Origin of the sequence: Roseisalinus antarcticus (assembly GCF_900172355.1) — a bacterium.
Taxonomy (GTDB): Bacteria; Pseudomonadota; Alphaproteobacteria; order Rhodobacterales; family Rhodobacteraceae; genus Oceanicola; species Oceanicola antarcticus_A.
Genome location: NZ_FWFZ01000024.1, coordinates 1 through 24717, shown reverse-complemented (window position 1 = coordinate 24717; position 24717 = coordinate 1). Strand labels below are relative to the sequence as shown.

General features: G+C 67.4%; 25 protein-coding genes, 2 tRNA genes and 1 pseudogene. 13 read left to right on the top strand and 15 right to left on the bottom strand.

Going from position 1 to position 24717, the window contains the following annotated elements; all coding sequences use genetic code 11:
• Positions 1-488 precede the first annotated feature (488 nt).
• The 8 genes from ROA7023_RS17395 to purC form a co-directional block, all read right to left on the bottom strand.
• On the bottom strand, positions 489-3218 hold the full coding sequence (locus ROA7023_RS17395) for an Rne/Rng family ribonuclease (protein ID WP_085880307.1): 2730 nt from the start codon (positions 3216-3218) through the stop codon (positions 489-491).
• Positions 3219-3792: 574 nt separating this feature from the next.
• Positions 3793-5127 (bottom strand): sigma-54-dependent transcriptional regulator, encoded by a 1335-nt coding sequence (locus ROA7023_RS17390; RefSeq protein WP_085880306.1) that lies wholly within the window; start codon positions 5125-5127, stop codon positions 3793-3795.
• Between the two features lie 8 nt (positions 5128-5135).
• On the bottom strand, positions 5136-6848 hold the full coding sequence (locus tag ROA7023_RS17385; RefSeq protein ID WP_085880338.1) for a sensor histidine kinase: 1713 nt from the start codon (positions 6846-6848) through the stop codon (positions 5136-5138).
• Positions 6849-6941: 93 nt separating this feature from the next.
• Entirely contained in the window at positions 6942-7607 is a 666-nt protein-coding gene (gene purQ, locus ROA7023_RS17380; protein WP_085880305.1) for a phosphoribosylformylglycinamidine synthase subunit PurQ, read from the bottom strand.
• Positions 7604-8107, bottom strand: coding sequence for a hypothetical protein (locus ROA7023_RS17375; RefSeq protein WP_085880304.1), 504 nt, complete (start codon positions 8105-8107; stop codon positions 7604-7606). The genes purQ and ROA7023_RS17375 overlap by 4 nt, the downstream gene beginning before the upstream one ends.
• A 12-nt stretch (positions 8108-8119) precedes the next feature.
• A complete protein-coding gene (locus tag ROA7023_RS17370; protein WP_085880303.1) occupies positions 8120-9160 on the bottom strand; it encodes a zinc-binding dehydrogenase in 1041 nt (346 codons plus the stop codon).
• Positions 9157-9387: a phosphoribosylformylglycinamidine synthase subunit PurS gene (gene purS / locus ROA7023_RS17365; protein WP_085880302.1), complete on the bottom strand. Its 231-nt coding sequence runs from the start codon at positions 9385-9387 to the stop codon at positions 9157-9159. The genes ROA7023_RS17370 and purS overlap by 4 nt, the downstream gene beginning before the upstream one ends.
• A 44-nt stretch (positions 9388-9431) precedes the next feature.
• Entirely contained in the window at positions 9432-10193 is a 762-nt protein-coding gene (gene purC / locus ROA7023_RS17360; protein WP_085880301.1) for a phosphoribosylaminoimidazolesuccinocarboxamide synthase, read from the bottom strand.
• 161 nt (positions 10194-10354) lie between these two features.
• On the opposite strand from purC, the gene ROA7023_RS17355 reads away from it, so the two are divergent.
• Positions 10355-10663: a DUF1476 domain-containing protein gene (locus tag ROA7023_RS17355; protein WP_085880300.1), complete on the top strand. Its 309-nt coding sequence runs from the start codon at positions 10355-10357 to the stop codon at positions 10661-10663.
• Between the two features lie 353 nt (positions 10664-11016).
• Entirely contained in the window at positions 11017-12036 is a 1020-nt protein-coding gene (bmt, locus tag ROA7023_RS17350; protein ID WP_085880299.1) for a betaine--homocysteine S-methyltransferase, read from the top strand.
• 19 nt (positions 12037-12055) lie between these two features.
• Here bmt and ROA7023_RS17345 read toward each other — a convergent pair whose 3' ends face one another.
• Positions 12056-13138: a PA0069 family radical SAM protein gene (locus ROA7023_RS17345; protein ID WP_085880337.1), complete on the bottom strand. Its 1083-nt coding sequence runs from the start codon at positions 13136-13138 to the stop codon at positions 12056-12058.
• 169 nt (positions 13139-13307) lie between these two features.
• Between ROA7023_RS17345 and ROA7023_RS17340 the strand changes: the two genes are divergently transcribed.
• The 4 genes from ROA7023_RS17340 to ROA7023_RS17330 all read left to right on the top strand — a co-directional run bounded on the left by ROA7023_RS17340 (position 13308) and on the right by ROA7023_RS17330 (position 15503).
• On the top strand, positions 13308-14012 hold the full coding sequence (locus ROA7023_RS17340; protein ID WP_085880298.1) for a cobalamin B12-binding domain-containing protein: 705 nt from the start codon (positions 13308-13310) through the stop codon (positions 14010-14012).
• A 55-nt stretch (positions 14013-14067) separates the two neighbouring features.
• A complete protein-coding gene (locus tag ROA7023_RS24860) occupies positions 14068-14238 on the top strand; it encodes a hypothetical protein (protein ID WP_200812546.1) in 171 nt (56 codons plus the stop codon).
• Positions 14239-14359: 121 nt separating this feature from the next.
• The gene (locus tag ROA7023_RS17335) at positions 14360-14824 is read left to right on the top strand and encodes a DUF2383 domain-containing protein (RefSeq protein WP_085880297.1); all 465 of its coding nucleotides are present in this window, start codon (positions 14360-14362) and stop codon (positions 14822-14824) included.
• Between the two features lie 34 nt (positions 14825-14858).
• Positions 14859-15503 (top strand): DUF1638 domain-containing protein, encoded by a 645-nt coding sequence (locus tag ROA7023_RS17330; RefSeq protein ID WP_085880336.1) that lies wholly within the window; start codon positions 14859-14861, stop codon positions 15501-15503.
• Here the strand turns inward: ROA7023_RS17330 and ROA7023_RS17325 are convergent.
• A complete protein-coding gene (locus tag ROA7023_RS17325; protein WP_085880296.1) occupies positions 15500-15928 on the bottom strand; it encodes a SufE family protein in 429 nt (142 codons plus the stop codon). The two genes, ROA7023_RS17330 and ROA7023_RS17325, sit on opposite strands and share 4 nt — an antisense overlap.
• 124 nt (positions 15929-16052) lie before the next feature.
• On the opposite strand from ROA7023_RS17325, the gene ROA7023_RS17320 reads away from it, so the two are divergent.
• Positions 16053-16592, top strand: a complete 540-nt coding sequence (locus ROA7023_RS17320; RefSeq protein ID WP_085880295.1) for a hypothetical protein — start codon at positions 16053-16055, stop codon at positions 16590-16592.
• On the opposite strand, the gene rnd is transcribed toward ROA7023_RS17320, so the two are convergent.
• From rnd to purM, 3 genes are all read right to left on the bottom strand, one after another.
• Positions 16589-17746, bottom strand: coding sequence for a ribonuclease D (gene rnd / locus ROA7023_RS17315; protein WP_085880294.1), 1158 nt, complete (start codon positions 17744-17746; stop codon positions 16589-16591). The genes ROA7023_RS17320 and rnd overlap by 4 nt on opposite strands.
• Positions 17747-17810: 64 nt before the next feature.
• Positions 17811-18413, bottom strand: a complete 603-nt coding sequence (purN, locus tag ROA7023_RS17310; protein WP_085880293.1) for a phosphoribosylglycinamide formyltransferase — start codon at positions 18411-18413, stop codon at positions 17811-17813.
• Complete coding sequence (purM, locus tag ROA7023_RS17305) at positions 18410-19453, bottom strand: phosphoribosylformylglycinamidine cyclo-ligase (RefSeq protein WP_085880292.1); 1044 nt, start codon at positions 19451-19453, stop codon at positions 18410-18412. Before purM ends, purN begins: the two co-directional genes overlap by 4 nt.
• On the opposite strand from purM, the pseudogene ROA7023_RS25695 reads away from it, so the two are divergent.
• The 3 genes and pseudogenes from ROA7023_RS25695 to ROA7023_RS17295 all read left to right on the top strand — a co-directional run.
• A pseudogene (locus tag ROA7023_RS25695) lies at positions 19394-19693 on the top strand (hypothetical protein); the annotation flags it as partial. The gene purM and the pseudogene ROA7023_RS25695 overlap by 60 nt on opposite strands.
• 259 nt (positions 19694-19952) lie before the next feature.
• Positions 19953-20255 carry a hypothetical protein gene (locus tag ROA7023_RS17300; protein ID WP_085880291.1) on the top strand — a complete coding sequence of 101 codons (303 nt, stop codon included), beginning with the start codon at positions 19953-19955 and terminating at the stop codon, positions 20253-20255.
• A 35-nt stretch (positions 20256-20290) separates the two neighbouring features.
• Positions 20291-20366: transfer RNA gene (locus tag ROA7023_RS17295), tRNA-Ile, on the top strand.
• Between the two features lie 85 nt (positions 20367-20451).
• Here the strand turns inward: ROA7023_RS17295 and ROA7023_RS17290 are convergent.
• The gene (locus ROA7023_RS17290) at positions 20452-21774 is read right to left on the bottom strand and encodes an ATP-binding protein (protein WP_085880290.1); all 1323 of its coding nucleotides are present in this window, start codon (positions 21772-21774) and stop codon (positions 20452-20454) included.
• A 45-nt stretch (positions 21775-21819) separates the two neighbouring features.
• Here ROA7023_RS17290 and ROA7023_RS17285 point away from each other — a divergent pair, with 45 nt between their 5' ends.
• From ROA7023_RS17285 to ROA7023_RS17275, 3 genes are all read left to right on the top strand, one after another.
• Entirely contained in the window at positions 21820-22719 is a 900-nt protein-coding gene (locus ROA7023_RS17285; protein ID WP_085880289.1) for an MBL fold metallo-hydrolase, read from the top strand.
• A gap of 81 nt (positions 22720-22800) precedes the next feature.
• Positions 22801-22875 (top strand) — tRNA-Asn (locus ROA7023_RS17280).
• A 184-nt stretch (positions 22876-23059) separates the two neighbouring features.
• The gene (locus tag ROA7023_RS17275) at positions 23060-23323 is read left to right on the top strand and encodes a hypothetical protein (RefSeq protein ID WP_085880288.1); all 264 of its coding nucleotides are present in this window, start codon (positions 23060-23062) and stop codon (positions 23321-23323) included.
• Positions 23324-23639: 316 nt separating this feature from the next.
• Here ROA7023_RS17275 and ROA7023_RS17270 read toward each other — a convergent pair whose 3' ends face one another.
• On the bottom strand, positions 23640-24338 hold the full coding sequence (locus ROA7023_RS17270) for a hypothetical protein (protein ID WP_085880287.1): 699 nt from the start codon (positions 24336-24338) through the stop codon (positions 23640-23642).
• Positions 24339-24717 lie beyond the last annotated feature (379 nt).

Here is a 24717-nt window from a genome sequence, read left to right as displayed (position 1 = left end):
TCCAAAGCGATGCGCGGATCTACCTGTTCCGGCGGGAATAGACTGTCGCTGCCCGCCGGGGGGCGCGGCACCCTTGGGCCCGGCCCGGCGGGGACTCTGTCCCTCTCGGCCGAGGGAGGCGAACAGGGCCACCGGGTCCGGCGAGCACAATCTGACCCCGTCGGTCCAAAGCGATGCACGAATCCACCTGTTCCGGCGGAGGTAAGTTGCACCCTTCGGCCGAAAAGCCCGCACCGGTCTATCCGGTCCGGCGGAGATAGCGCGGGGGCAATTCCGGGTGTCGCGAAGCGTGTCACGAAGACTGTCGCGAATCGTGTTGGGAAGCGTGTCACGAAGTTTGTCACGAAGTTTGTCACGAAGTTTGTCACGAAGTTTGTCACGAAGTTTGTCACGAAGTTTGTCACGAAAAAAGGGCTCCGCAGATCGCTGCGGAGCCCTTTTTTTCTCCAGGGCAGCCCGGCGCTCGCGCCCCGGGCCGTTGCCGCCCCTTAGCGGGCCAGCGTCCACCAGCCGCGACGTTTGGGCTTGTCGTCCTCGTCGCCCGTTTCGTTTCCGGCGTCGGCCTCGGCGCCCACGGGTTCGGGCGTGCGCACTTCCTCCTGGGCCGGGGGTTCCGGCGCGGCCTCTTGCACGGGCTTCGGCGCAGCCTCCGGGGCCTCGGCCTCTGCGGGCTCGGCATCTGCGGCGGGCTCCGCCTGCGGCGCTGGCGTGTCCGCCGCGGGCGCCTCGCTTGCGGGGGCGGTGTCGGCCTCCGACGCCTCGGCCTGCGGGGCCTCTTCCGGCTGCGCTGCCGGAGCGGGCTCCGGCGGGGTCTCGGCGGCGGGCGCGGCTTCAGGCGTGGGCTCGGCGGCCGGCGTGGCCTCCGGTTCGGTCTCGGCAGTCGCGGTCTCCGTGTCGGCCTCCACCGTCTCCTTGGCGGAGGTCTTGCGGCGCGTCCGGGTCCGGGTGCGCGGCTTCTTGGCCTCTGCCGGGGCCGCCTCGCCGTCCTGCGGGGCGGCATCGCCAGTCGCGTCGGCCTCTACCGGGGCAGGCTCGGCCGGCGCGCCGTCGCCAGAGCTGTCGTCAGACCCCTGCCCGTCGCTGCCGGCCTCATTGCCAGACTCGTTCCCGGAATCGCCGCCGTTCTCGCCACCGCCGCCCTTGCGGCGCCGACGCCGGCGACGCCGCTTCTTGGGTTTCTCTTCGCCGCTCGTATCGGCGGGGGCCTCGGGCGCAGTCTCGACCTTGGCTTCGGCCTCGGGCTCCGGCGCCTCCTCGGGCTCGGGCACGTCGATCTCATCATCGGGATCGTCGGCCATCATCGAAGAGCTCGACGAGATCACCGGCAACGTCACCTCGGCCACCACCCGCGTCGCGGTCTTGAACTTCTCGATCGCGAAATCGGGCGAGATCATGAACGGATCGGCCTCGATCCGCACCGACAGGCCATAGCGCAGCTCGATGCCGGCGATGTGCTCGCGCTTCTGGTTCATCAGGTAGTTGGCGATGGCCACGGGCGCCTTGACCAGCACCTCGCGGGACCGGCCACGCACGCCCTCTTCCTCGATCTGACGCAGAATGGACAGCGCCACGTTGTCGTCGGAGCGCAGAAGCCCCGTGCCGTGGCAATGGGAACAGGGCTGGGTCGTCGCCTCGAGCATCCCCGGCCGCAGCCGCTGACGCGACATTTCCATCAGGCCGAAACCGGAGATCCGCCCCACCTGGATGCGGGCCCGGTCGGTCTTGAGCTTGTCCTTCATGCGCTTCTCGACGGCGGCGTTGTTCTTGCGCTCGTCCATGTCGATGAAGTCGATCACGATCAGCCCGGCCAGGTCGCGCAGGCGCAGCTGGCGGGCCACTTCCTCGGCGGCCTCCAGGTTGGTCTTGAGCGCGGTCTGCTCGATCGAGCCTTCCTTGGTCGCCCGGCCGGAGTTCACGTCAATCGCCACCAGCGCCTCGGTGATGCCGATCACGATATAGCCCCCCGAGGGCAGCTGCACCGTCGGGTTGAACATCGAGCTGAGGTAGCTCTCGACCTGGTGCCGCGCGAACAGCGGCAGCGGGTCGATGTAGTGTTTCACGTTCTTGGCGTGGGACGGCATGATCATCTTCATGAAGTCCTTGGCCGTCCGGTAACCGTTGTCGCCCTCGACGATGACCTCGTCGATCTCCTTGGAGTAGAGATCGCGGATCGACCGCTTGATGAGGTCGCCCTCTTCGTAGATCGGCGCGGGCGCGACGGATTTCAGCGTCAGCTCTCGGATCTGCTCCCACATGCGCTGCAGGTATTCGTAGTCGCGCTTGATCTCGGTCTTGGTGCGCTGTGCGCCGGCGGTGCGGATGATCAGGCCCGCGCCGAGCGGCACATCCATGGAGGACGCGATTTCCTTGAGCTTCTTGCGGTCCGGGGCGCTGGTGATCTTGCGGGAGATGCCGCCGCCACGGGCGGTGTTGGGCATCAGCACGCAGTAACGGCCCGCGAGGCTGAGGTAGGTCGTCAGCGCGGCGCCCTTGTTGCCACGCTCTTCCTTGACCACCTGAACCAGCAGGATCTGACGGACCTTGACCACTTCCTGGATCTTGTACTTGCGCGGGCGCGGCTTGCGCACGGGGCGCACCTCGTCGCTGTCGTCGACGGCGACGGATTCGATCTCCGAATCCTCTTCGGACTCGTCGTCGCGGGCCTCCTCGCCCTCGTCATCCTCGCCGGCGGCGGGGGTTTCGACAGGCGTTTCGGCCACGGTCTCCATCGGGCTGCGGGCCTCGCCCTCGGGGGGCTCCTCCTCGCCGAGGTCGATGGTCTCCATCCCCGAGATCTCGGCGCCGGGCGCGTCCTCGGTCGCGACCGCATCCGCAGAGCTGGTGTCGGCCGCCTTGGAGCGGGACCGCGAGCGGCGCTTGCGCGGCGCGGGTTTCTCTTCGGCCTCGTCCTCGGCGCGCTCGAGTTCGGCGTGGGCGCGTTCCTCGGCCAGCAGCGCCTCGCGGTCGGCCACGGGGATCTGGTAGTAATCGGGGTGGATCTCGGAAAAGGCGAGGAATCCGTGGCGGTTGCCGCCGTAATCGACGAAGGCCGCCTGCAGCGACGGTTCGACCCGTGTGACCTTTGCCAGGTAGATGTTGCCGGCTAGCTGACGCTTTGCCTGTGCTTCGAAGTCGAATTCCTCGACCTTGTTTCCGTCAACCACCACGACGCGGGTCTCTTCCGCGTGGGTGGCGTCGATGAGCATTTTCTTAGCCATGTTATCCGTTTGCACGACATCCCTGGCGGCGCCCCGGGGGGCGCGGTTGCAAGATGATCGTGTCTGATTATGGCGACAGGCGTTGCGCTCGATGCCGAGGGGCCCCTCGGGGCTGTTCTCAATCCTGGCTTCAGCGTCGCGCGCCTCATCGCGTTTCTTCTCCGGCCCACTCGGCGCGGGCGCCTCGGTGACCAATTCAGGCCTCGGCGCAAGCGCCCAAGGCTGTTCTATTGGGGCCAGACGGCCCAAATCCTTCTGCCCGGACCTGCACGCGAAACGGCGGCACCGGTCTGGACAGCGAAAACTTCCGGCCATGGCCCGCATCATCGCGGAGACGGCCGTTATACTACATAAAGGGAACGCGCCCGACATGACAATGGCGAAAAAGCCGTGCGTGGCACCGGACGGTGCCGAACAGTCGGGGACGGTGGCCTGACACCCCGCGCATGGGCTGTGCAAGAGGCGCGGAACGTCCACGCCCGCGCCCCGGTCCGGGCACGGACCCAATGCCCCGGTCCGGGCACGGACCTTATGCCGCAGGGGGCGACGGGGGCTGGCCGCCGCCCCGGCCCGGTCAGGACAGGTAGTCGGACCGCTGCAGGGTGTATTTCGCCATCTTCTCGTTCAGCGTTCGGCGCGGCAGGCAGAGCTCGTCCATCACCGCGACGATGGAGCCCTTGTGCCGCCGCATGGTGTTGTCGATCAGCATCCGCTCGAACGCCTCGACGAATTCCTTCAGGGGCTTGCCCTCGGTGGTCATCGCGGGCTCGCTCTCGGCGTTGTCGGCCATCAGCAGCGAGGCGATGGTGCCGGTGCCGCGGCGGTTCTGCAGCACGGCGCGCTCGGCCACGTTGATCAGCTGGCGCACGTTGCCGGGCCAGGGCGCCTGCAACAGCTGCGCCGCCTCCTGGGCCGACAATTCGGGGGCGGGGCAGCCGTATTCGTCGGCGAACTGCTCGGACAGGCGCGTGAAGAGCGTCAGGATATCCTCGCCCCGCTGGCGCAGCGGCGGCACGGTGACGCGCAGCGCGGCCAGCCGATAGAACAGGTCCGCCCGCAGCACGCTTTCACAGGTCTTGCCCTCGTCCTGCAGGTTGCAGATCGCGACCACGCGGGTCTCGGCCGGGGTCCCTTGCTCGTTCAGCGCGGTCAGCAGGCGGGCCTGGAGCGAGGGCGCCAGCGCCTCGATATCCTCCAGCACGAGGGTGCCGCCGCGGGCCTCCTCCATCGCCGGGATCGGGTCGTCCTGGCCGGCGGGGCCGAACAGCCGCCGTTGCAGCGCCTCTTCATCGAGCGCCCCGCAAGCGATCAGCACGAACTTCTTGTTGGCCCGGGCGCCCACCGCGTGCAGCGCATGGGCCACGAGGGTCTTGCCGGTGCCGGTCTCTCCCTCGATCAGCACATGGCCGTCGGCCTGGCCGAGATCGAGGATGTCCTCCTTGAGGCGCTCCATCACAGGGCTGCCGCCAATCAGCTTGGAGATGATCGCGGTGCCCTCCGACAGCTCGCGCCGCAGGGCCCGGTTGTCGAGCGTCAGCCGCCGCGCATGGGTCGCCTTCTTGGCAAGCTCGGTCATCCGGTCGGGGTTGAACGGCTTTTCGAGGAAATCGTAGGCACCGATCCGCATCGCCTCGACCGCCATCGGCACATCGCCGTGGCCGGTGATCATGATCACCGGAAGAGTGCTGTCCACGCCCTTGATCTTCTTGAGGAATTGCATCCCGTCCATGCCCGGCATCTTGATGTCCGAGACGACGATGCCGGGGTAATCCGGGGTCAGCCCCTTCAGGGCGTCCTCGGCGCTGGCATAGGTTTCGGTGTCATATCCCGACAGGGCCAGCCATTGGCTGATCGACTGCCGCATGTCCTTCTCGTCATCGACGATTGCAATTTTCATAGCCTGAGCCATGGGTTGTCTTACTCCGCTGCTTCCAGGTCTTCGTCATGGTCGGTCCAGATCGGAAGCTGGACCTCGAAGACCGCGCCGCCGCCGGCGGCATTGCGGGCGGTCAGCCGACCGCCGAAATCGCTGACGATCCCGGATGAGATCGCCAGCCCCAAGCCAACGCCGTCACCGGGCTGCTTGGTGGTGTAGAACGGCTCGAACAGGGCATCGAGATCCTCGATCCCGGGCCCGTTGTCGCGCACATTCAGCCGCATCGTGTCCCCCGCCGCCAGAAGGATGTCGATCTGCGGCTCCTTTGCGGACTTGGTGGCATCGAGCGCATTGCGCAAGAGGTTGATGATAACCTGTTCCAGCCGCAGGCGGTCGCCGACGATCAGGACCGGGTCGCTCGGCAGGGTCTTGGTGATCGTTACCGCGAGGCTTTTCAACTGCGGCTCCATCATCGCCAGCGCCGACTGGATGGAGCCGCGCACGTCGACCGGCTCGAACTCCTCGGCGCCCTTGCGGGCATAGGATTTGAGCTGCTTGGTGATCGCGCCCATCCGCTCGATCAGGTCGTCGATCCTCTGGAACGACGACAGCGCCTCTTCGGGCCGCTTGCGCGCAAGCAGCAGCCGGGCCCCGGCAAGATAGGTCTTCATCGCGGCCAGCGGCTGGTTCAACTCGTGGCTGACGGCGGCCGACATCTCGCCCAGGGCGGCCAGCTTGGAGGATTGCGCAAGGGTCTGTTCGGCAACTTCCAGGTTCTTCTCGACCTTCTCGCGTTCGGCGATTTCCCTTTGCAGCCGCCGGTTCAGCTGGCGAAGTTCAAAGCTTTCACGCTGAAAGAACAGCACCCGCGACGCGGCCTTGCGGTTCAGCAGCCAGAACACCCCGGCCAGCAGGATCGCGAAACCCATGATCTCCAGCGCGAGGACGCCATTCACCTTCTCGCGGACCGACGCGTAGGTGGTGAAGGTCACCAGCTGCCAGCCCCGGAACGGCACCCGGGATTCGACCCGCATCACCGCCTCGCCGCGCAGGTAGGCGTCGATCGGCAGGGCCGACCAATCCTGGGTCATCCGGATCGCCCGCTCGATGGCCGAGGGGGCGGATTGGCGCACCAGGGCCGCGGATTCCTTCAGCCCGCGCCAGCGCGGCTCGGTCGACAGGATGATCCGGCCCTCGCTGTCGGCCACGAACACCGCGTCGGCCACCCCCGCCCAGGACCGCTCCAGCGCCGCCAGATCCACCGCCACCAGGATCACGCCCAGCCCGTTGCCCATGTCCTCGACCTTGCGGGCATAGGTGAATTGGTAGCCGCCGGCCTCGGGCTCGGTCACGTTGAAGACGGTCGTATTCGCCCGCATCGCGTCGACGAAATAGGCCGCGTTCCGGTGCGCCTCGCCCAGGCGGTTGCGGTCGGTCGCGGCGACGGTGCGGCCCTCCTTGTCCAGCAGCATCAGCGAGGCGGCGCCGATCTCGTCCACGAAGGACAGCAGGCGCTGGGTCGACTGGGTGTAGTCGCCGGAATTGAGTGCGCCGATCAGCTGCGGATCGCGCGACAGCAGCTGCGGCACGATGGACGAGCGCTGAAGCTCGCTGACCAGGTTGCCCACATAAAGCGTCGAGCGAATCTCGGCCCGGTTCCGCGTCGTTTCCGTGAAACGCTGGGTAAGGTATTGATTCGTAATGTAGACGACGACGATCGCAAGCACGACCAGCACCCCGAACGCGGTCCGCATCGGCCATTTCGCGCCGGCCCGGCTCTGAGGCATGGGTTGCTTTGACATTGCCCGATTTTATGCCGCCGGGACCCGCGCGGCAAGCGACAGCCCTCAGACGTGCTGCAAAGCCCCCACGAGAGAGCGGAAAAGCGCCTGTCCGTCGGTGCCGCCGTGCCCGGTATCCACCGCCCGCTCGGGGTGCGGCATCATCCCCAGGACCCGGCGGTTTTCCGACAGGATCCCGGCGATGTCGGCCAGGCTGCCGTTGGGGTTGTCGAGATAGCGGAAGGCCACGAGATCGTCGCCCTCGAGCCGCGCGAGGGTCTCGGGGTCGGCGAAGTAATTGCCGTCATGATGGGCCACGGGGATACGGATCCGGTCGACCTCGTAGCCGCTGGTGAAATCGCTCTGCCGGGTCGCGACCTCAAGCGCCACCGTCCGGCAAATGAACTTCAGCCCTGCGTTGCGCATCAGCGCACCGGGCAGCAGTCCGGTCTCGGTCAGCACCTGAAAGCCGTTGCACACCCCCAGCACAAAGCCACCCCGCACCGCGTGATCGACCAGTGCCCGGCAGATCGGCGATTGCGCGGCGATCGCGCCGCAGCGCAGGTAGTCGCCGAAGGAAAACCCCCCCGGCACCGCCACCAGGTCCAGCCCCTCCGGCAGGACCGCGTCCTTGTGCCAGACCATGGTCACGTCGGCACCGGCGGCGCGGAGGGCCACGGCCATGTCGCGGTCGCAATTGCTCCCGGGGAAGACGAGGACGGCGGCTTTCATCCGGATGATCTCCTGCGCAAGAGAACGACGACAAGGCCCCAGATCAACAGGGCCGGGAACAGCGAGACGGCCCCGAGCAGGCCGACGATGGCGGGGATGAACCACATGCCGATCCATGTGTCCATCCGCACATTGCCCCGGTCACCGGGGATCGCGCGGATCATCGCCGTTTCTCCGACCGCCAGGTCGAAGGCGGGATGGGCCGAGCCGACGCTCGCGCGGTAAGGCTCGCCGTCGATCTCGTAGGTGAAGATCGGCTCGTAATTCACTTGCCTGCGGTCGAAAATCGTCGTCCCGGGCCATTCGTACCGTGCGACGACCGTGCCCTCAACCGGGACCGAGCGCAGCTGGAACAGCGCGCTTGCCGCAGCGAGGCCGAGCGCCGCCAGAAGACACAGCAGTGGAAAGGCAAAGACCACGATCCGCAGCCGCTGGCGCAGGGTCAGGCCCGCGAGCCCCCTCGCCCCACCGACCTTTCGGGCCAGATGATGCGGGTCCAAGCGCCTCGCCCCTCAGCCGCCGGAAAAGTCGGTCACGACCGCGACGCCCGGCGCGGTCGGCCCTTCCATCGCCGCAAGCTCGGCCGAGACATCGCCCAGCCCGATCTCGCGCCCGATCATCGGCGACAGATCCACTGCCCCGCTCTCGATCAGGCTGAACAGCTGCGGATACCGGTGCGCGGGCATCCCCTTGGAGCCAAAAAGCGCCAGGTTCTTCATGAAGACGCCGTTGAGGTCGATCTCCATCCGCGCGGTATGGCCGATGGGCATCCCGCATTGCACGTGCCGGCCCAGCGGCCGCAGCCCGGCGATGGAGCCGTTGAGCGTGGGCGCGATTCCCACCGCCTCGAGCGAGACATGGGCCCCGCCGCCGGTAATCTCGCGCAGACGCTCGGTGGCGCCCTCCTGCGCCGCGTTCACCACCGCCTCGGCGCCATGGGCCAGGGCATGATCGAGCTTCTCCGGGACCACGTCGACTGCCACGACCCGCGCCCCCATGGCCCGGCCAAGCAGCACCGCGGCAAGGCCCACGCCGCCCGTGCCATGCACCGCAAGCCATTCGCCGGGCTGAAGCGCGGCGCGATCCGTCAGCCCGTGCCAGGCGGTCATGACCCGGCAGCCAAGCCCGGCGGCCAGCACCGGATCCATGTGTTCGGGCAGACGCTGCAGGTTGTGATCCCTTGGCACGGCGACGAATTCGGCGAACGCCCCATCCATCCCCAGCCCGGGATAGAGCATGTCCGGGCAGGTATGCTCCACCCCGCCCCGGCAGGCCGCACAGCGCCCGCAGCTCAGCAGGAACGGCGCCACCAGGATATCGCCCACGACCCAGCCCGAGGCCGGCCCGGCGGCCACGACCTCGCCGCAATATTCGTGCCCGCCTATCGCGCCCGGCTTCACCCGCGGATGCTCGCCCGCCCAGGCGTGCCAGTCCGACCGGCACACGCCGCAGGCCAGGACCCGCAGAACGACCCCGTCGGGCGGACAGTCGGGGTCGGCCCGGGTCTCGATCTCCAGCGGCCGGCGGTAGGCCGTCAGGACGGCGGCCTTCATTCCATCACGATCCGGTAGCTCTCGATCACGGTGTTGGCGAGCAGCTGCTCGCACATCCGGCCGACCTCGCTCTCGGGGGTCCCGTCGGCCAGCTCCAGCTCGATCACCTTGCCCTGTCGGACCCCCTCGACCCCGGCGAACCCGAGCGCCCCCAGCGCGTGGCGCACCGCCTCTCCCTGGGGATCCAGAACGCCGTCCTTCAGCATGACATCCACCCGAACCTTCACCGGCGTCCCTCCTTCATCTTGGCAAGAAAACTCGAATCCGACAGTCAGTTGATGAGCGTCGGCTTGGGCATGTGCGTGGCGTTGGACGGCATCACGCCCAGCCTGCGGGCGACCTCGGTATAGGCATCGGTCAGCGATCCCAGGTCGCGCCGGAACACGTCCTTGTCGAATTTCGCCCCGGTCTCGATGTCCCACAGCCGGCAGGAATCGGGCGAGATCTCGTCCGCCACGACCAGCCGCTGATAATCGCCGTCCCAGATCCGGCCGACCTCGATCTTGAAATCCACCAGCTTGATGCCGACGCCGTACATCACGCCGGACATGAAATCGTTCACCCGGATCGCCAGTTGCACGATGTCGTCCAGATCCTGCTGCGAGGCCCAGCCGAAGGCCGTGATGTATTCCTCGGGCACCAGCGGATCGCCCAGCTTGTCGTCCTTGAGCGAGAACTCGATGATCGGACGCGGCAGCTGAACACCTTCCTCCATCCCGAGGCGCTTGGCCATGGAGCCCGCCGACACGTTCCGGACGATGACCTCCAGCGGAATGATCTCGACCTGGCGAATCAGCTGCTCGCGCATGTTCAGGCGGCGGATGAAATGGTTCGGAATCCCCAGCTGAGTCAGGCCGGTCATGAAGAATTCGCTCAACCGGTTGTTGAGCACGCCCTTGCCCTCGATGACCGCGCGCTTTTCGGCGTTGAACGCCGTCGCGTCGTCCTTGAAATATTGCACCAGGGTGCCCGGCTCGGGGCCTTCGTACAGGATCTTCGCCTTGCCTTCGTATATCTTCTTGCGGCGCGCCATGACGGATCCTCGAAATGATTTGGGTCCGCGACCCGGACGGGTGCGGACGTCGCTGTCACCCATATGGCAACGCCCGCGCCGTCGCAAGCGCCCGCGCGGTTGCAACAGCACCCGCCATGAGCCATATCTCAGGGTAACAATCCAATGCGGGGGAGCCGCCGATGACAACCTTCGATGACCGGGAACACGCGTTCGAGGCCAAGTATGCCCACGATGCCGAGATGCTTTTCAAGGCCGAGGCGCGACGCAACAAGCTGATCGGCCTCTGGGCCGCCGGCCTGCTTGGCAAGGAGGGCGCCGATGCCGAGGCCTATGCGGTCGAGGTCGTGAAATCCGACTTCGAGGAAGCCGGGCACGAGGATGTCGTGCGCAAGCTGACCGGCGATCTGGGCGACAAGGCGACCGAGGCCGAGATCCGCGCCAAGATGGTCGAGTGCATGGCCGAGGCCAAGGTCCAGCTCGTCAGCTGATCCTGGTCCTGCCGGTCCGATCAAGTGGCCCGTGACCACCGGCCTGGACGCAGGGGCCGGCGACTGTCCGCCACAGCGCTGGCCGGCGGGGCCGTGGTTTCACCTGTCCGGCCGCGGGGCCGAACCTCTCGTGCCCGCGGCCGCGGGCACGAAGCCCGTGATTTGACCTTGGGTGCAGGATGATCTTCAGGAAAACGGGTTTGCACTCCGCCGCCCTGCATGGCACCTCACAATCAAGCAAGTTTTCGCGGCGCCTTGGGCACGCTGTGGCCCGGTAGGCCCGCTCTCCGGGCTCTTCAGCCCGCAACCCCCTCCGGGCTCTTCAGCCCGCCATGACCCCGATGAGGCCTCCGATGACCGACGCCCTGAGCAAGATGCTCGCCTCCCGCGACTGGATCCTGGCCGACGGCGCCACCGGCACGACTCTGTTCAACCTCGGCCTGCAATCGGGCGATGCCCCGGAGCTCTGGAACGTCGACCACCCCGACCGCATCACTGCGCTCTATTCCGGCGCGGTCGAGGCCGGCTCGGACCTGTTCCTCACCAATTCCTTCGGCGGCAACGCCTCCCGGCTGAAACTGCACGACGCCCAGAACCGGGTCGGAGAGCTCAACCGCGCCGCCGCCGAGATCGGCCGCGAGGTCGCCGACAAGGCCGGCCGCCCGATCGTCGTGGCCGGGTCGGTCGGTCCCACCGGCGACATCATGGCCCCCATGGGCACCCTGACCCACGAGAGCGCGGTCGAGATGTTCCACGAACAGGCCGAGGCGCTGAAGGCCGGCGGGGCCGACGTGCTCTGGCTCGAGACGATCTCGGCGCCCGAGGAATACAAGGCCGCGGCCGAGGGCTTTGCCCTGGCCGGCATGCCCTGGTGCGGCACCATGAGTTTCGACACCGCGGGGCGCACGATGATGGGCATGACCTCGGCCGAAATGGTCCGCATGGTCGGCAAGCTTCCCGCCCCTCCGCTGGCCTTCGGGGCCAATTGCGGCACCGGCTCTTCCGACCTGATGCGCACGGTGCTGGGCTTCGCCGCCGCCGGTCCCGACCGGCCGATCATCGCCAAGGGCAACGCGGGCATCCCGAAATACGTCGAGGGCCACATCCATTACAACGGCACGCCCGAGCTGATGGCCGATTACGCGTTCATGGCCCGGGACGCCGGGGCGCGGATCATCGGCGGCTGCTGCGGCACCACGCCGGAGCACCTGACCGCCATGCGCGCGGCGCTGGAGACCCGGGCCAAGGGCCCGGCGCCCACGCTGGAGGCCATCGTCGCGACCCTGGGCGAGTTCTCCTCCGCCTCCGACGGCACCGACGGCAAGGGCCCCGAGGCCACCGCCCGCCGTGGTCGCCGCCGCACCAAGAGCTGAACCGCCCCCGGGCGCAGAGCTATCCGAAAAGGGACAGCTGGTCGCCGGGCTTCGGCGGGACCCGGAACAGGTCGCAGCGCAGCGGTGCTGCATCGCGCCGCAATCCAGACCGGCGCAGGGCCACGGCGAACCGCTGCTTCATCAGGTCGGCCCAGATCCCCTGCCCCGACATCCGGCGCCCGAACTCCGGGTCGTAGTCGCGGCCGCCGTGCAGCTCTCGCACCCTGCCCATGATCCGGTCTGCCCGGTCCGGAAAGGCCTCGGCGACCCAGTCGCGAAACAGCCCCGAGACCTCGCGCGGCAGCCGCAGGGCGATGTAGCTGGCGGTGCCCGCCCCCGCCTCGGCCCCCGCCAGCAGGATCGCCTCTATTTCATGGTCGGTCAGCGCGGGCACCACGGGCGAGGCCATCACCCGCACCGGAACCCCCGCCTCGGACAGCACCCGGATCGCCCGCAGCCGGCGCGCGGGCGACGGCACCCGCGGTTCCATCGCCCGCGCGGTCGCGGGGTCCAGCGTGGTGACCGAAATGCCCACATGCGCCAGCCCCATCGCCGCCATCTCGCCCAGGATATCCACGTCCCGCTCGATCAGCGCCCCCTTGGTCACGATCGAGACCGGGTGCCGAAACTCGCGCAGCACCTCGAGCACACGGCGCATGATGCCCCGGTCGCGCTCCACCGGCTGGTAGGGGTCGGTGTTGGTGCCGATGGCCAGCACCGCGGGCCGGTAGGATTTGCGCGACAGGTCCCGCGCCAGAACCTCGGCGATGTCGGGCCGCGCGATCAGCCGCGTCTCGAAATCGAGCCCCGGCGACAGGCCCAGATAGGCGTGGCTGGGCCGCGCAAAGCAATAGATGCAACCATGCTCGCACCCGCGGTAAGGGTTCACCGAGCGGTCGAAGCTGACGTCCGGCGAGGTGTTGCGGGCGATGGCCGAACGCGGCCGTTCCTCGCGCACCTCGGTCCGCAGGGGCGGCAGGGGCTCTCTCTCCCAGCCGTCGTCGACGGCCTCGGTGGTCAGGCGTTCGAACCGGTTGGTCCGGTTGGTGACGGCGGCGCGTCCGCGGCGACGCTCTGGCGGGATCGGAAGGGTCTCGGTCATATCGTCAATATAGAACAAAAACGGAACATGTGAAGCCGCTTCAGGTTCACCATGCCGCGAATTCATTTGTATCCGGGTCGCTTGCAGGGCAATCAGTGTCGGAAATCGCGAAGCCGGGTCAGGCGTTGCGGTGCACACCGCAATGAAACCGCGTCGGGAGATCAGAGACATGGCCGAAGATGACGACATCATCCTGTCGGAGCTCGACGACGAAGAGCTTGTCGCGCAGATGTACGACGACCTCTACGACGGCCTGCGCGAAGAGATCGAGGAATCCGTCGAGATCCTGCTGGAGCGGGGCTGGACACCCTACCGCATCCTGACCGAGGCGCTTGTCGGCGGCATGACCATCGTCGGCAACGACTTCCGCGACGGTATCCTGTTCGTCCCCGAGGTGCTGCTGGCCGCCAACGCGATGAAGGGGGGTATGTTCATCCTCAAGCCGCTGCTGGTGGAAACCGGCGCCCCGCGCGTCGGCAAGATGGTGATCGGCACGGTCAAGGGCGACATCCACGACATCGGCAAGAATCTGGTGTCGATGATGATGGAGGGCGCGGGTTTCGAGGTTGTCGACCTCGGGATCAACAACTCGGTCGAGAAATACCTCGAGGCGCTGGAGGCCGAGGGGGCCGACATCCTCGGCATGTCCGCCCTGCTGACCACGACGATGCCCTACATGAAGGTCGTGATCGACACGATGAAGGAAAAGGGCATCCGCGAGGATTACATTGTGCTCGTGGGCGGCGCCCCGCTGAACGAGGAGTTCGGCAAGGCGATCGGGGCCGACGCCTATTGCCGCGACGCCGCCGTGGCGGTCGAGACCGCGAAGACCTTCGTCTCGCGCAAGCACAACCAGATGAGCGCCGGAGGCTGAGGGCCCATTCCATGTGGGGCGCACCGGCCCCATATGTCTCGAAGGAGGTGCCCTCATGCCGACAGGCCGATTTCTTGCGATCATTCTTGGTGTTCTCGCCCTGGCGGGGCTGACCGTCTGGGGCCTTTCGTCCCTCACCTCGGGGGCCGGGGCGGCCTCTGGCCTGGTGCTGATCGTCGCGCTGGCGCTTGCGCTGCTGGTGCGGCTGGTAGCCGCAAGACGCTGACCGGCGGGCGCCGGATATGGCCCCTTGCCGCGACGAGACCCCGCGCGGCAATCGCGTGACGGGAGGGAACAAGCGGCGTTTCGGTGAGTTTCCCCGGTGAACCTGAACACCGGAGGACACCATGTCGCAGAGACTGAACAACCTGAATGACCTGATCGCAACGCTGAAAACCGGCGCGGGCTATTACCGCAAGGCTGCCCGCCAGACCGGCAAGGCCGAAAACCGGGTCGTCTTCGTCGAACACGCCGAGATCCGCGAGAGCTATGCCCGCCAGCTGGCCGGCATGGTCGAAGAGGTCGGCGGCGAGGTCCGTGACCTGGACGCCCGGGAAAAGGGCCGCGAGATCGCGGGCCGGGTCGGCGCCTTCATCGGCGATACCGACCGGACGCTGATCGACAGCCTCGAAGACCACGAGGACCGCACGCTCGACCTGTTCCGCACAGCCGTCCACCACGCCGACAACGCGCGGGACGAACCCACGCTGCGTGACATGATGAACCACCTCGAGGCCACGCATCAGCGGATGCGGACCCTGAAGGACGACCCCCGCGCCGACGTGCTGGCCGACGAGCCGAAACAGGCTTGACGGCGGGCCTCCCTTGGTCGACGCCCGGGGAGAGATGACAGATACAGCGCCCGATGACACCACCCTGACCGACGCCGGCTTTGACACCGGCGTTGGCGGGCCTGTGCTGATCCTGGCCTGCGGGGCGCTCGCGCATGAGATCCTGGCGCTGATCCGGCTCAACGGCTGGGACCACGTGTCCCTGCGTTGCCTGCCGGCCATCCTGCACAACCACCCCGAACGCATCGCACCGGCGGTCGAGCAGGCGGTGACCGAAGCCCGCGACGATCATGACCGGATCTTCGTCGCTTATGCCGATTGTGGCACCGGCGGGCAGCTTCAGGCGACCTGCGACCGGCTCGGGGTCGAGATGATCGCGGGCCCCCATTGCTATGCATTCTTCGAAGGGCTGGACAGCTTCGCCGCGCGGGACGAGATGACGGCCTTCTACCTCACGGATTTTCTCGCCCGCCAGTTCGACGCCTTCGTCTGGCAGCCGCTGGGTCTCGACCGGCATCCGGAGCTGCGCGACATGTATTTCGGCAATTACGAAAAGGTCGTCTACCTCGCGCAGACCGAGGATGCGGCCCTCACCGAGCGGGCGCGGACCTGCGCCGAGAGGCTGGGTCTCGCGTTCGAGCGGCGGTCCACAGGCTACGGCGATCTCGCCACACGGCTGGAGCGGGTCGCGGAGCGCTAGGCCGCGGCGGCCGAGGCCGCCTGGGCCCGGATCCGTTCGACCATGGCGCGCAGGCCGTTGGAGCGTTGCGCCGAGAGGTGATCGTTCAGGCCCAGCCGCTCAAGCTCGGCGCGGGCGTCAACCCGGCCGACCTCGCCCGCCGGCAGCCCGTCGTAAAGCGCGTGCAGCACGGCGATGAGCCCGCGCACGATCATCGCGTCGCTCTCGCCGCGGAAGTGATAGACCGCGCCCGCGCCCTGCCCCTCCACGAAGGGCACCAGCCAGACCTGGCTCGCGCATCCGTCGACCTTGGTCGCCGGCACCTTGAGCGCCTCTTCCAGCGGGTCCATCGCGCGGCCAAGCTCTATCACGTGGCGATAGCGTTCTTCCCAATCGTCCAGAAACTCGAAGGTTTCCGCGATATCCTCGAATGCCGGCTGGGCCATGGTGGTTTCCCTTCTTTCTGCGCCCGGATTTAGGACGGCAGCGCGCGGACGTCCAGTGGACGCTTTCCCATCGCGCCGGATTGGGCTAGCAAAAGGAGGGATAACGACCAAGGAACCCGCCGCCATGCGCATCGCCCCGATTTCCGTCTGCGCCCTTTGCGCCGCCCTCTCGGTCTCGGGCTGCGGGCAGCTTGGCTCGCAAGGGTCCTCGGGCTCTCTCGGATCGCTCGGATCGCAAGGCTCGCTTGGGTCGATCGGCTCGCTCAACCCGTTCGGCGGCGCCCGCCGGACGCAGGCGACGGTTCGCGGGCCGCTGCGCCCCCTCGTCGACGCGGGAACGGGCACGCAGGTCATCGACGGGCGGGCGCTGCTTGCGCAGGTGACCGACGTGCGGATGGAGCCCGCGGCCTTCGGCGCCATCGTCACCGCCTCGGGGCTGGCCTATGAGGCGGGCAATTACAACGCGCAGCTGACCCGAGAGGGCTTCGAGGGCGGCACGCTGGTTTTGGCGTTCCGGGCCGAACGGGCGGCGGGCTATCCCGCGGGCGGCCCCGCGCCGGTGCGGCGGATCACCTCGGCGATCACGCTCGACGAGGACGAGCTGTCCTACATCACCGGCGTGCGCGTCGTGGCCCAGGGCAACGCCGTCAGCGCCCGCCGCTAGAGCGGCACCAGCACCACGCTGGACCCCTTGGCCGCCAGCGCGATCTCGCCGTTGCAGAGCTTCATCGCGTCGTCGCCGAAGACTTCCTTGCGCCAGCCGCGCAGGGCCGCCACGTCGCGGCGCCCGGCGGCGATCTCGTCCAGATCCGACGAGGTCGCGATCAGCTTCTGGGCCACGCCCTTTTCCTCGGCCTTGGCCTTGAGCAGCACCCGCAGCAGGTCGGCCAGCGCCGGGTTCACCACCATCTTTTCGCGCGAGCGGTCGGGCTGGGGCAGATCGTCCAGCTCGGCGGCCTGCCCGGCCGCGACAGCCGCCAATATGCCTTCCGCGATCTCTCCCTTGCGCGCCTCGCGCAGCAACAGCCGAGAGCGGCTGAGGTCATTGAGCGAGGCCGGCTTGGTCGAGGCGAGCTCCACCAGCGCGTCGTCCTTGTAGACCCGGTTGCGCGGCACGTTCCGCTCTTGCGCGTAGGCCTCGCGGAAACGGGCAAGTTCGCGCACGATGGCCAGAAATCGCGCCGATTGCGTGCGGGTGCGGATCCGCTGCCAGGCGTTCTCGGGTTCGACCTTGTAGGTGCCCGGATCGTTCAGCACGGCCATTTCCTCGGCCAGCCACTTGGTCCGGCCCGAGCGGTCGAGCTCTGCCTTCAGCGCCTCGTAGATCACCCGCAGGTGGGTCACGTCGGCCAGGGCGTATTGCTTCTGCGCCTCCGACAAAGGCCGGCGCGACCAGTCGGTGAAGCGCGAGGACTTGTCGAGCGACTCCTTGGCCAGCTTGCGCACCAGCGTCTCGTAGCCGACCTGCTCGCCGAAGCCGCAGACCATCGCCGCGACCTGGGTGTCGAACAGCGGCTCGGGGATGACATTGCCGTCGATGTAGAAGATCTCGAGATCCTGCCGGGCCGCGTGGAACACCTTGACCACCCCGTGATCCCGAAACAGGTCGTAAAGCGGCGCGAGGTCGAGGCCGGTGTTGATCGGGTCCACCAGCACCGCGTCCTCCGTGCCGTCGCCCGGATAGGCCAGCTGCACAAGGCAGAGATGGGGGTAATAGGTCCGTTCCCGCAGAAATTCGGTGTCGACTGTCACATAAGGCGCCGTGGCGGCCGCCTCGCAGAAATCGCGGAGGTCTTCGGTCGTTGTGATGGTGCGCATGTGGATCCGGCTCTCGGGGGCGTTTCCTCTCATAGGCGAGCGGCGCCCGATTGAAAAGAGAGGGTCAGTCCACAGCCTCGATCGTGACGGGACGTCGGTCGCCGGCGGCGAACCGGGCCAGCACCTGCGGATACAGCCGATGCTCCAGCGTCAGCACCCGCGCCGCGAGGGTCTCGGCCGTGTCGCCGGCCCGGACGGACAGCCGCGCCTGTCCCAGCATCGGCCCCATGTCCAGCTCCGACGTGACCTCGTGCACGGTGCAGCCATGCTCGGCCTCGCCGGCGGCCAATGCGCGGGCATGGGTGTCGAGCCCGGGATATTTCGGCAGCAGCGAGGGGTGGATGTTCAGCATCCGCCCCGTCCATTTGCCGACAAAGCCGGGCGTGAGGATCCGCATGAAGCCTGCAAGGCAGATCAGATCGGTCCCGGCCGCCTCGAACCTAGCGTGAAGAGCGGCCTCGAAGGCATTGCGATCCTTCGGGAAATCCTTGTGGCTGACCACGGCCACGGGCACGCCCCGCGCAGACGCCTTCGCCAGCCCGCCCGCATCGGCGCGGTTCGACAGCACCAGCACGGGCCGGGCGTTGTCGCTGCCTTCCATCGAGGCAAGCAGCCTGTCCATGTTGGAGCCGCCGCCCGAGATCAGGATCGCGACACGCCGTGTCACAGAAGTGCGCCGCCAAAGCTGACGCCCGTCCCCGCCGAGACCGTGCCAAGGCGGCAGACGGTTTCGCCCTCGGCGGCCAGCACCTCGGCCAGCGCGTCGGCCCGGCCCGCCTCGACCGAGAGAACCATGCCGATGCCCGCGTTGAAGGTCTTGAGCAGCTCGGCCTGGGACAGCCCGCCGGTTTCGGCAAGCCAGCGGAACACCGGCGGCAGGGTCCAGGCCGAGAGGTCGACCTCGGCGCCCAGCCCCTCGGGCAGGATTCGCGGCAGGTTCTCGGTCAGCCCGCCGCCGGTGATATGGGCCAGTCCATGGACGCCGCCCGCGCGGATCGCTGCCAGCGCCGGGCGCACATAAAGCCGGGTGGGCCGCAGCAACGCGGCGCCCAGCGGCCCGTCGGCAAAGGGCGCGGACGCATCCCAGCCCAGCCCGGCCAGCGCCACCACCTTGCGGACCAGCGAGAACCCGTTGGAATGCACCCCGTCCGAGGCCAGCCCAAGCAGCACGTCGCCCGCCGCCACATCCGCCGGCAGGGCGGTCCCGCGCTCCATCGCGCCCACGGCAAACCCCGCGAGGTCGAAATCGCCCGCCGGATACATCCCCGGCATCTCGGCCGTCTCGCCGCCGATCAGGGCGCAGCCTGCGGCCGTGCAGCCCGCGGCGATGCCCTCGATCACCGTTGCCGCGGCCTCGACCGACAGCTTGCCGGTGGCGAAATAGTCAAGGAAGAACAACGGCTCCGCGCCCTGGCAGACCAGGTCGTTGACGCACATGGCGACCAGATCAATGCCCACGCCCGAGACCTCGCCGGTGTCGATGGCGATCCGCAACTTGGTGCCGACCCCGTCCGTGGCCGCGACCAGCACCGGGTCGGCGTAGCCCGCGGCCTTGAGGTCGAAGAGGGCGCCAAAGCCGCCCAGCCCGGACATAACGCCGGGGCGGGCGGTTGCCTTGGCCGCAGGCTTGATTCGCTCGACCAGCGCATTGCCCGCATCGATATCGACACCGGCCTCCGCGTAGCTCAGACCGTTCTTTTCCGCCATCGTCCTGCCTTCCCACCATGTGCCGCGGGCCGCGCCGCCGTTCTACATCCGCCCCGGGCGGGGCTCCGATCACCGGGCGCCTCCGGCGGCGGATCGAATGACCAAGCGCCTCCTGGGGGCGCATCCTTTCACCACGCGCCTCCTGGGGGCGCATCCATTCGCCACGCGCCTCTAGCGGGCGCATCCTTTCGCCAAGCGCCTCTTGCTGGCGCATCCTTTCGCCACGCGCCTCTTGCGGGCGCATCCTTTCGCCACGCGCCTCTTGGGGGCGCATCCTTTCGCCACGCGCCTCTTGGGGGCGCATCCTTTCGCCACGCGCCTCTTGGGGGCGCATCCTTTCGCCACGCGCCTCTTGGGGGCGCGATACCCGAACATTGCGCGCTCGGCAACGCGCCAGCGCCACCGGCCCGCCAAGTTCTTGCCTTGACGTCATGGCAGGATCCGCGTTGCAGGTTCGCGCCTGCCCACACATCTCTTCGTCATGACCGGGAAAGATCACATGCGCCGCACCCTTCTGACCTGCCTCGCCCTGCTCGCCCCCCTGCCAGCCACCGCCGGTCCCGTCTCGCAAGACGCCTCCGAAGCGCCGCCCCCGGCCGCCACAGCCGAGCCGCAGCCCTGGCCAGACAGCCCCTGGTCCGCGCCCTCCGAGATCCTGACCGCCCCGCTCACCGACGCGGATCTGCGCGCCATGGTCGAGATGGACGGCGACCCCGAGAGCCTGAGCGCCGGCGAAGCCGAGATGCTGGCGGTGCTGCGCCAGGTCCTACAGGGCTCGCCACTGGGCAACGATGAGCCTTGACCGCCTGCCGCGCTCTGCTAGGAAAGTGCTAGGCTGGGCCTGTAGCTCAATGGTTAGAGCTGAGCGCTCATAACGCTTAGGTTGGGGGTTCGAGTCCCTCCGGGCCTACCATCATCAGCCAGACCTTCCCGGCCGACCCACCGATCCAGACTGTGATCCGGCGAACCTGCGCCGGGCCTCTCGCAGGGCGGTCGCCCTAGCGGGCCAGCCGCAGCTCCGCCCGCAGCCCGCCCAGGGCGGTGCTCTCGCCCAGGACCAGGCTGCCGCCATGAGCGCGGGCCACGTCGGCCACGATCGCCAGCCCCAGCCCCACGCCGCTGCCCCGGTCCTGGTTGCGCGACCGGTCAAGCCGCACAAAGGGCCGCATCGCCTCTTCGCGGTGCTCGGGTGGAATGCCCGGCCCGTCATCCTCGACGATCACCCGCAGCGACCGCGGCGTCAGCAGCACCGACACCTCTGCCCGGGTGCCATAGCGCAGGCCGTTGTCGATCAGGTTGTCGAGACCCCGGCGCAGCGCCATGGCACGCAGGCGCATGGTCTCGCCCTCCGGCCCCTCGACCGACACCAGTGCCACGCTCCGGCCGGACCGGGCGGCGTCCCGCACGATGGCGCGCACCAGATCGACCGGGTCGACGATCTCGGCATCGTCCTCGGCGTCGCCCCGCGCGAAATCGAGGAAACTGTCCAGCAGGTGCTGCATCTCGTCCAGGTCCCGCCGCATCGGCTCGGCATCCGAATCGTCCAGCATCGACAGCGCCAGCCGCAGCCGTGTCAGCGGTGTCCGCAGGTCGTGGCTGACCCCCGAGAGCATCAGGGTCCGGCTCTGGGTATGGCGCTCTATCCGCGACCGCATCTCGAGGAAGGCCCGCCCGGCGGCGCGCACCTCGGTGGCGCCCGAGGGCTGATAGCGAACGATCCGCCCCTTGCCGAATTCCTCGGCCGCGGCGGCCATCCGCGTGATCGGGCGCAGCTGGTTGCGCAGGTAGATGAACGAGATCGTCGTCAGCAGTATCCCGAGAATGATCATCAGCACAAGAAGCTGATGCGGGTTGGAGGCCGAGACCCGCCCCCGGTCGAACTCCACCATCATCGGCCCATGCGGCGTGGACAGCCAGATGAAGACATTCCGGTCATCGGGCAGCCGGGTCACCAGAATGCCGTCCAGCTCGTCCTTGAGCGTGGACAGCACGACCCGGCCCGAGAGGTCGTAGAACCGGCGCTCGTTCCGGGCGGGCATCCCGGGGGCCGGCAGGGCGGGTTCGAGGTCGAGCGGCGGGGCGATGGCGTCGATCGCCGCCCGCGCCGCCGCGAGATCCGGCGCAGAGCGGACCGCCGTCGCAAGATAGCGCAGATCGTAGGCGACAGAGCGGGTCATCTGCGTCGTCACATCCTCGAAATGCCGCTGGAAAAAGGACAGGGTGACGATAAGCTGCAGCCCGAAGACGGGCAGCGCCAGGATAAGCGCCGCCCGGCCATAGAGGCCGCGGGGCATGTAGCGTTTGAGCCAGATGAAGGACATGCACGCGACGCTACTCCGGCGCAGGATGAAGGGAAAGCGCACAGGATGAGCCGGCAGCCGCCCCGCGCCGGCGCGCCGCAGCCGGTCGCGCCCGGGGTCCTTCGGATCCTCGCGCCAAACCCCTCGCCGATGACCTTCCTGGGCACCAACAGCTATGTGCTGGGCGACCGGGACGTGGCGGTGATCGACCCCGGCCCCGACGATCCGGCACATCTGCAGGCGCTTCTCGCGGCGATTGCCGGGCGACCGTTGCGGGCGATCCTCGTCACCCATGCCCATCTGGATCACGCGGCCCTGGTCCCTGCCCTGTCGCGCCGCACCGGCGCCCCGGTCATGGCCCGCGGACCGGCGGGCGCGGGGCGCAGCGCCGTCATGACCCGGCTTGCCGCGACCGGCAGCCTCGGCGGCGGCGAAGGGGTCATGTCGGATTTCGTGCCCGCCGTCTCGCTGGCCGATGGCGAGGCGGTTTCCGGTGCCGACTGGGCGCTGAAGGTGCTGTACACGCCCGGCCATTTCGGCAATCACATCTGCCTGCTGGGGGCGCAATGGGGCTTTTCCGGCGACCATGTCATGGGCTGGGCCAGCACGCTGATCTCGCCGCCGGACGGGGACCTCACGGATTTCATGGCCTCCTGCGCCCAGCTGTGCGAGCGCCGCCCGCCGCTCTTGCTGCCCGGGCACGGGCCCGTCATCGTAGGACCCCGCGACCGGATCGACTGGCTGCTGGCGCACCGGCGCGACCGCGAAGCCCAGATCATCGAGGCCCTTGCCAAGGGCCCCTCCACCCTGCCCCGCCTCACCGCGCGTCTCTACGCCGATACGCCCGAGAACCTGCTCCCCGCCGCCGCCCGCAACGTCCTCGCCCATCTGGTCGACCTGCACGGCCGCGGCCTGGTCAAGGCGACACCAACCCTCACTCTCCAGGCCCGTTTCTGCCTGTCCTGACGGCACTGAGCGGAGGGCGGAAAAATCCGCGCAAACCCACTGGACGCCCCCCGACTCCATTGCTATACGCCGCTTCGGTGATCCGGCGTAGCTCAGCGGTAGAGCAGTTGACTGTTAATCAATTGGTCGTAGGTTCGATCCCTACCGCCGGAGCCAAAAATCCCTGAAAATACAGAGATTTAAGAGCAAGCCCTTTCGCGGGGGCTTTTCTCGTTTTCGGCTGGGGTAACATTTGGGGTAACAGTCGAAGGCGTACAAGAAAGTTAGATAGATGCATCCGCCCATCAGACCTTGACCGTCCGCCTGATTCTGCCGGACGTTCAGATTTTTAGGGGATACGATGAAAAAGTTCGATGATGAAGCACAGAAGCGGCTGCTGATTGCCCTTTCAGAAGTTTACCCTGGGTTGATGGACGTGGACGAAGCCAAAGCGATTCTTGCGCCCGAGACCCGAGATTTCAATTGGGCCTATCTGGTGCAATCTGCCCTTGTCGAAGTCGTGAAGGAGATGGTTCCAGCGGACGACCCCCACGAGCGCTCGACGGCAAAGATTAACGGAGCGAAGATCACAGCCAAGGGTATCGACTTGCTCAGGGCGTCCTGACTTCTGGCATCCCCAGCTTATCCCACCGATCTTGGTGCGCTTCAATCCTCGCCAGTCGTTCCGCAATCTGCGCCAGCAAGTCAAGCTGCTTCCTTTGATAATCAGTCATTTTCGCTACTCCTGCTTTGCCCGTTGAACTCATGCCGCCTTATCCCCTTCACCCCAATTTACCATGGTCATCGCCGCGTTCACCTGTTCCGGCGTCAGGCCCAGTTCCTTCGCCCGCGCCATGGCCTCGATGATGGTCGACAGCGCCCGCGCCCGCGTGTGTATGGATTCAGGCTATGAGGGTTTTCGGCTGACGTGGGAGGTTTTCCTACCCCTGCAAAGCCACCCCAAAAGCCCGGTCGGCCTCGCCTGCGGCGGCTTCCGCTGCGACGATCTTCCGCATCGCACTCTCATCCCGTGCATCGACGGCGGCGCGTTCAGCAGCCCTGATAGCTGCCTGCAACTCGGCGTCGATTTCCAGAACAGAGTCGATCTTATCGACCAACTCCGGTGCGACCTGTTTAGTGTAGGTGTCTGTCACCGCCTTGATCCGCTCTGGCTCAACCCCGGACAGATACGCCGCGCCGTTTGTCAGAGCGTTCAGCGTCAGCACGTCCTTTGACTTAAGCGCGTCATTGACCACCGCTGCTCGCTGCTCAGGTTTCATGGCGAGTAGTGCCTGCCGAACCTCAGTCTGGTGAACCACCTCTGCCACGCCCTCAGGTGGACGCAATCCCGTCTGAACGCGCAGCTTTTGAGAAAGATCACCCAAAGACAAGTTCAGAGCCTCAGTGCCTCGGTCCCTCGTCGCACCCAAAGCCCTGGCAAGACGTTCACCGGCTTGATGCACCTTTTTGATATGCGCCGCTTCGGTGTCCGCCAGGTTGCGGTTAAGGATGACACCTTCGAGCGCTCGGGTTACCCCTGCGACGCTCTGCATCTGCTGGATAAGTGCCTGCCCCTGCTTGCTGCCACGCGCCTGCGCCCGGCTGATCAGTTGGTCGACTGCTTCGGAATATTGAACCAATGGCTGTCCTTTCGTTTCTAGATTCTAAGTTCAGATACCGTGAATCTGCTCACGGGCTTCTTGATGGTCGCAACCAGCCCAGCGACCGCGTTCGCGAGGTCATCATGCCCCCCAGGCGGATGGTCGATCATGTCCCGCCCGCTGCGCCCGGTTCGGCGCTCAAGGGCAACTAGCTGGCGAGCAAACTGCGTATCAGGCGGCAACTCCACGCTTCCCGAATTGATGGCGGCCAGAAATTCCAGATACAGGGCGGGTAGTGTCCCGGGAAGTGGTGTAGGAGGCCGCGCGCGGAGCCTCCGGCGTAGCGCAGTGCGCGGCCGGTGGTGACGCTGGCGGTCACCGTCGATCTTCGGAGAAGGTTCGGGTTGCGAGACCTGTA

Excerpts from the sequence above, each read along its gene's own strand:
- ROA7023_RS17340 (WP_085880298.1), top strand. The coding sequence starts at position 13,308 with ATGGCCGAAGATGACGACATCATCCTGTCGGAGCTCGACGACGAAGAG.
- ROA7023_RS17355 (WP_085880300.1), top strand. The coding sequence starts at position 10,355 with ATGACAACCTTCGATGACCGGGAACACGCGTTCGAGGCCAAGTATGCC.
- bmt (WP_085880299.1), top strand. The coding sequence starts at position 11,017 with ATGACCGACGCCCTGAGCAAGATGCTCGCCTCCCGCGACTGGATCCTG.
- ROA7023_RS17330 (WP_085880336.1), top strand. The coding sequence starts at position 14,859 with ATGACAGATACAGCGCCCGATGACACCACCCTGACCGACGCCGGCTTT.
- ROA7023_RS17320 (WP_085880295.1), top strand. The coding sequence starts at position 16,053 with ATGCGCATCGCCCCGATTTCCGTCTGCGCCCTTTGCGCCGCCCTCTCG.
- purQ (WP_085880305.1), bottom strand. The coding sequence starts at position 7,607 with ATGAAAGCCGCCGTCCTCGTCTTCCCCGGGAGCAATTGCGACCGCGAC.
- ROA7023_RS17395 (WP_085880307.1), bottom strand. The coding sequence starts at position 3,218 with ATGGCTAAGAAAATGCTCATCGACGCCACCCACGCGGAAGAGACCCGC.
- ROA7023_RS17325 (WP_085880296.1), bottom strand. The coding sequence starts at position 15,928 with ATGGCCCAGCCGGCATTCGAGGATATCGCGGAAACCTTCGAGTTTCTG.
- ROA7023_RS17385 (WP_085880338.1), bottom strand. The coding sequence starts at position 6,848 with ATGCGGACCGCGTTCGGGGTGCTGGTCGTGCTTGCGATCGTCGTCGTC.
- ROA7023_RS17275 (WP_085880288.1), top strand. The coding sequence starts at position 23,060 with ATGAAAAAGTTCGATGATGAAGCACAGAAGCGGCTGCTGATTGCCCTT.
- purC (WP_085880301.1), bottom strand. The coding sequence starts at position 10,193 with ATGGCGCGCCGCAAGAAGATATACGAAGGCAAGGCGAAGATCCTGTAC.
- purM (WP_085880292.1), bottom strand. The coding sequence starts at position 19,453 with ATGGCGGAAAAGAACGGTCTGAGCTACGCGGAGGCCGGTGTCGATATC.
- rnd (WP_085880294.1), bottom strand. The coding sequence starts at position 17,746 with ATGCGCACCATCACAACGACCGAAGACCTCCGCGATTTCTGCGAGGCG.
- ROA7023_RS17335 (WP_085880297.1), top strand. The coding sequence starts at position 14,360 with ATGTCGCAGAGACTGAACAACCTGAATGACCTGATCGCAACGCTGAAA.
- ROA7023_RS17345 (WP_085880337.1), bottom strand. The coding sequence starts at position 13,138 with ATGACCGAGACCCTTCCGATCCCGCCAGAGCGTCGCCGCGGACGCGCC.
- ROA7023_RS17390 (WP_085880306.1), bottom strand. The coding sequence starts at position 5,127 with ATGGCTCAGGCTATGAAAATTGCAATCGTCGATGACGAGAAGGACATG.
- ROA7023_RS17285 (WP_085880289.1), top strand. The coding sequence starts at position 21,820 with ATGAGCCGGCAGCCGCCCCGCGCCGGCGCGCCGCAGCCGGTCGCGCCC.
- ROA7023_RS17370 (WP_085880303.1), bottom strand. The coding sequence starts at position 9,160 with ATGAAGGCCGCCGTCCTGACGGCCTACCGCCGGCCGCTGGAGATCGAG.
- ROA7023_RS17300 (WP_085880291.1), top strand. The coding sequence starts at position 19,953 with ATGCGCCGCACCCTTCTGACCTGCCTCGCCCTGCTCGCCCCCCTGCCA.
- ROA7023_RS24860 (WP_200812546.1), top strand. The coding sequence starts at position 14,068 with ATGCCGACAGGCCGATTTCTTGCGATCATTCTTGGTGTTCTCGCCCTG.
- ROA7023_RS17290 (WP_085880290.1), bottom strand. The coding sequence starts at position 21,774 with ATGTCCTTCATCTGGCTCAAACGCTACATGCCCCGCGGCCTCTATGGC.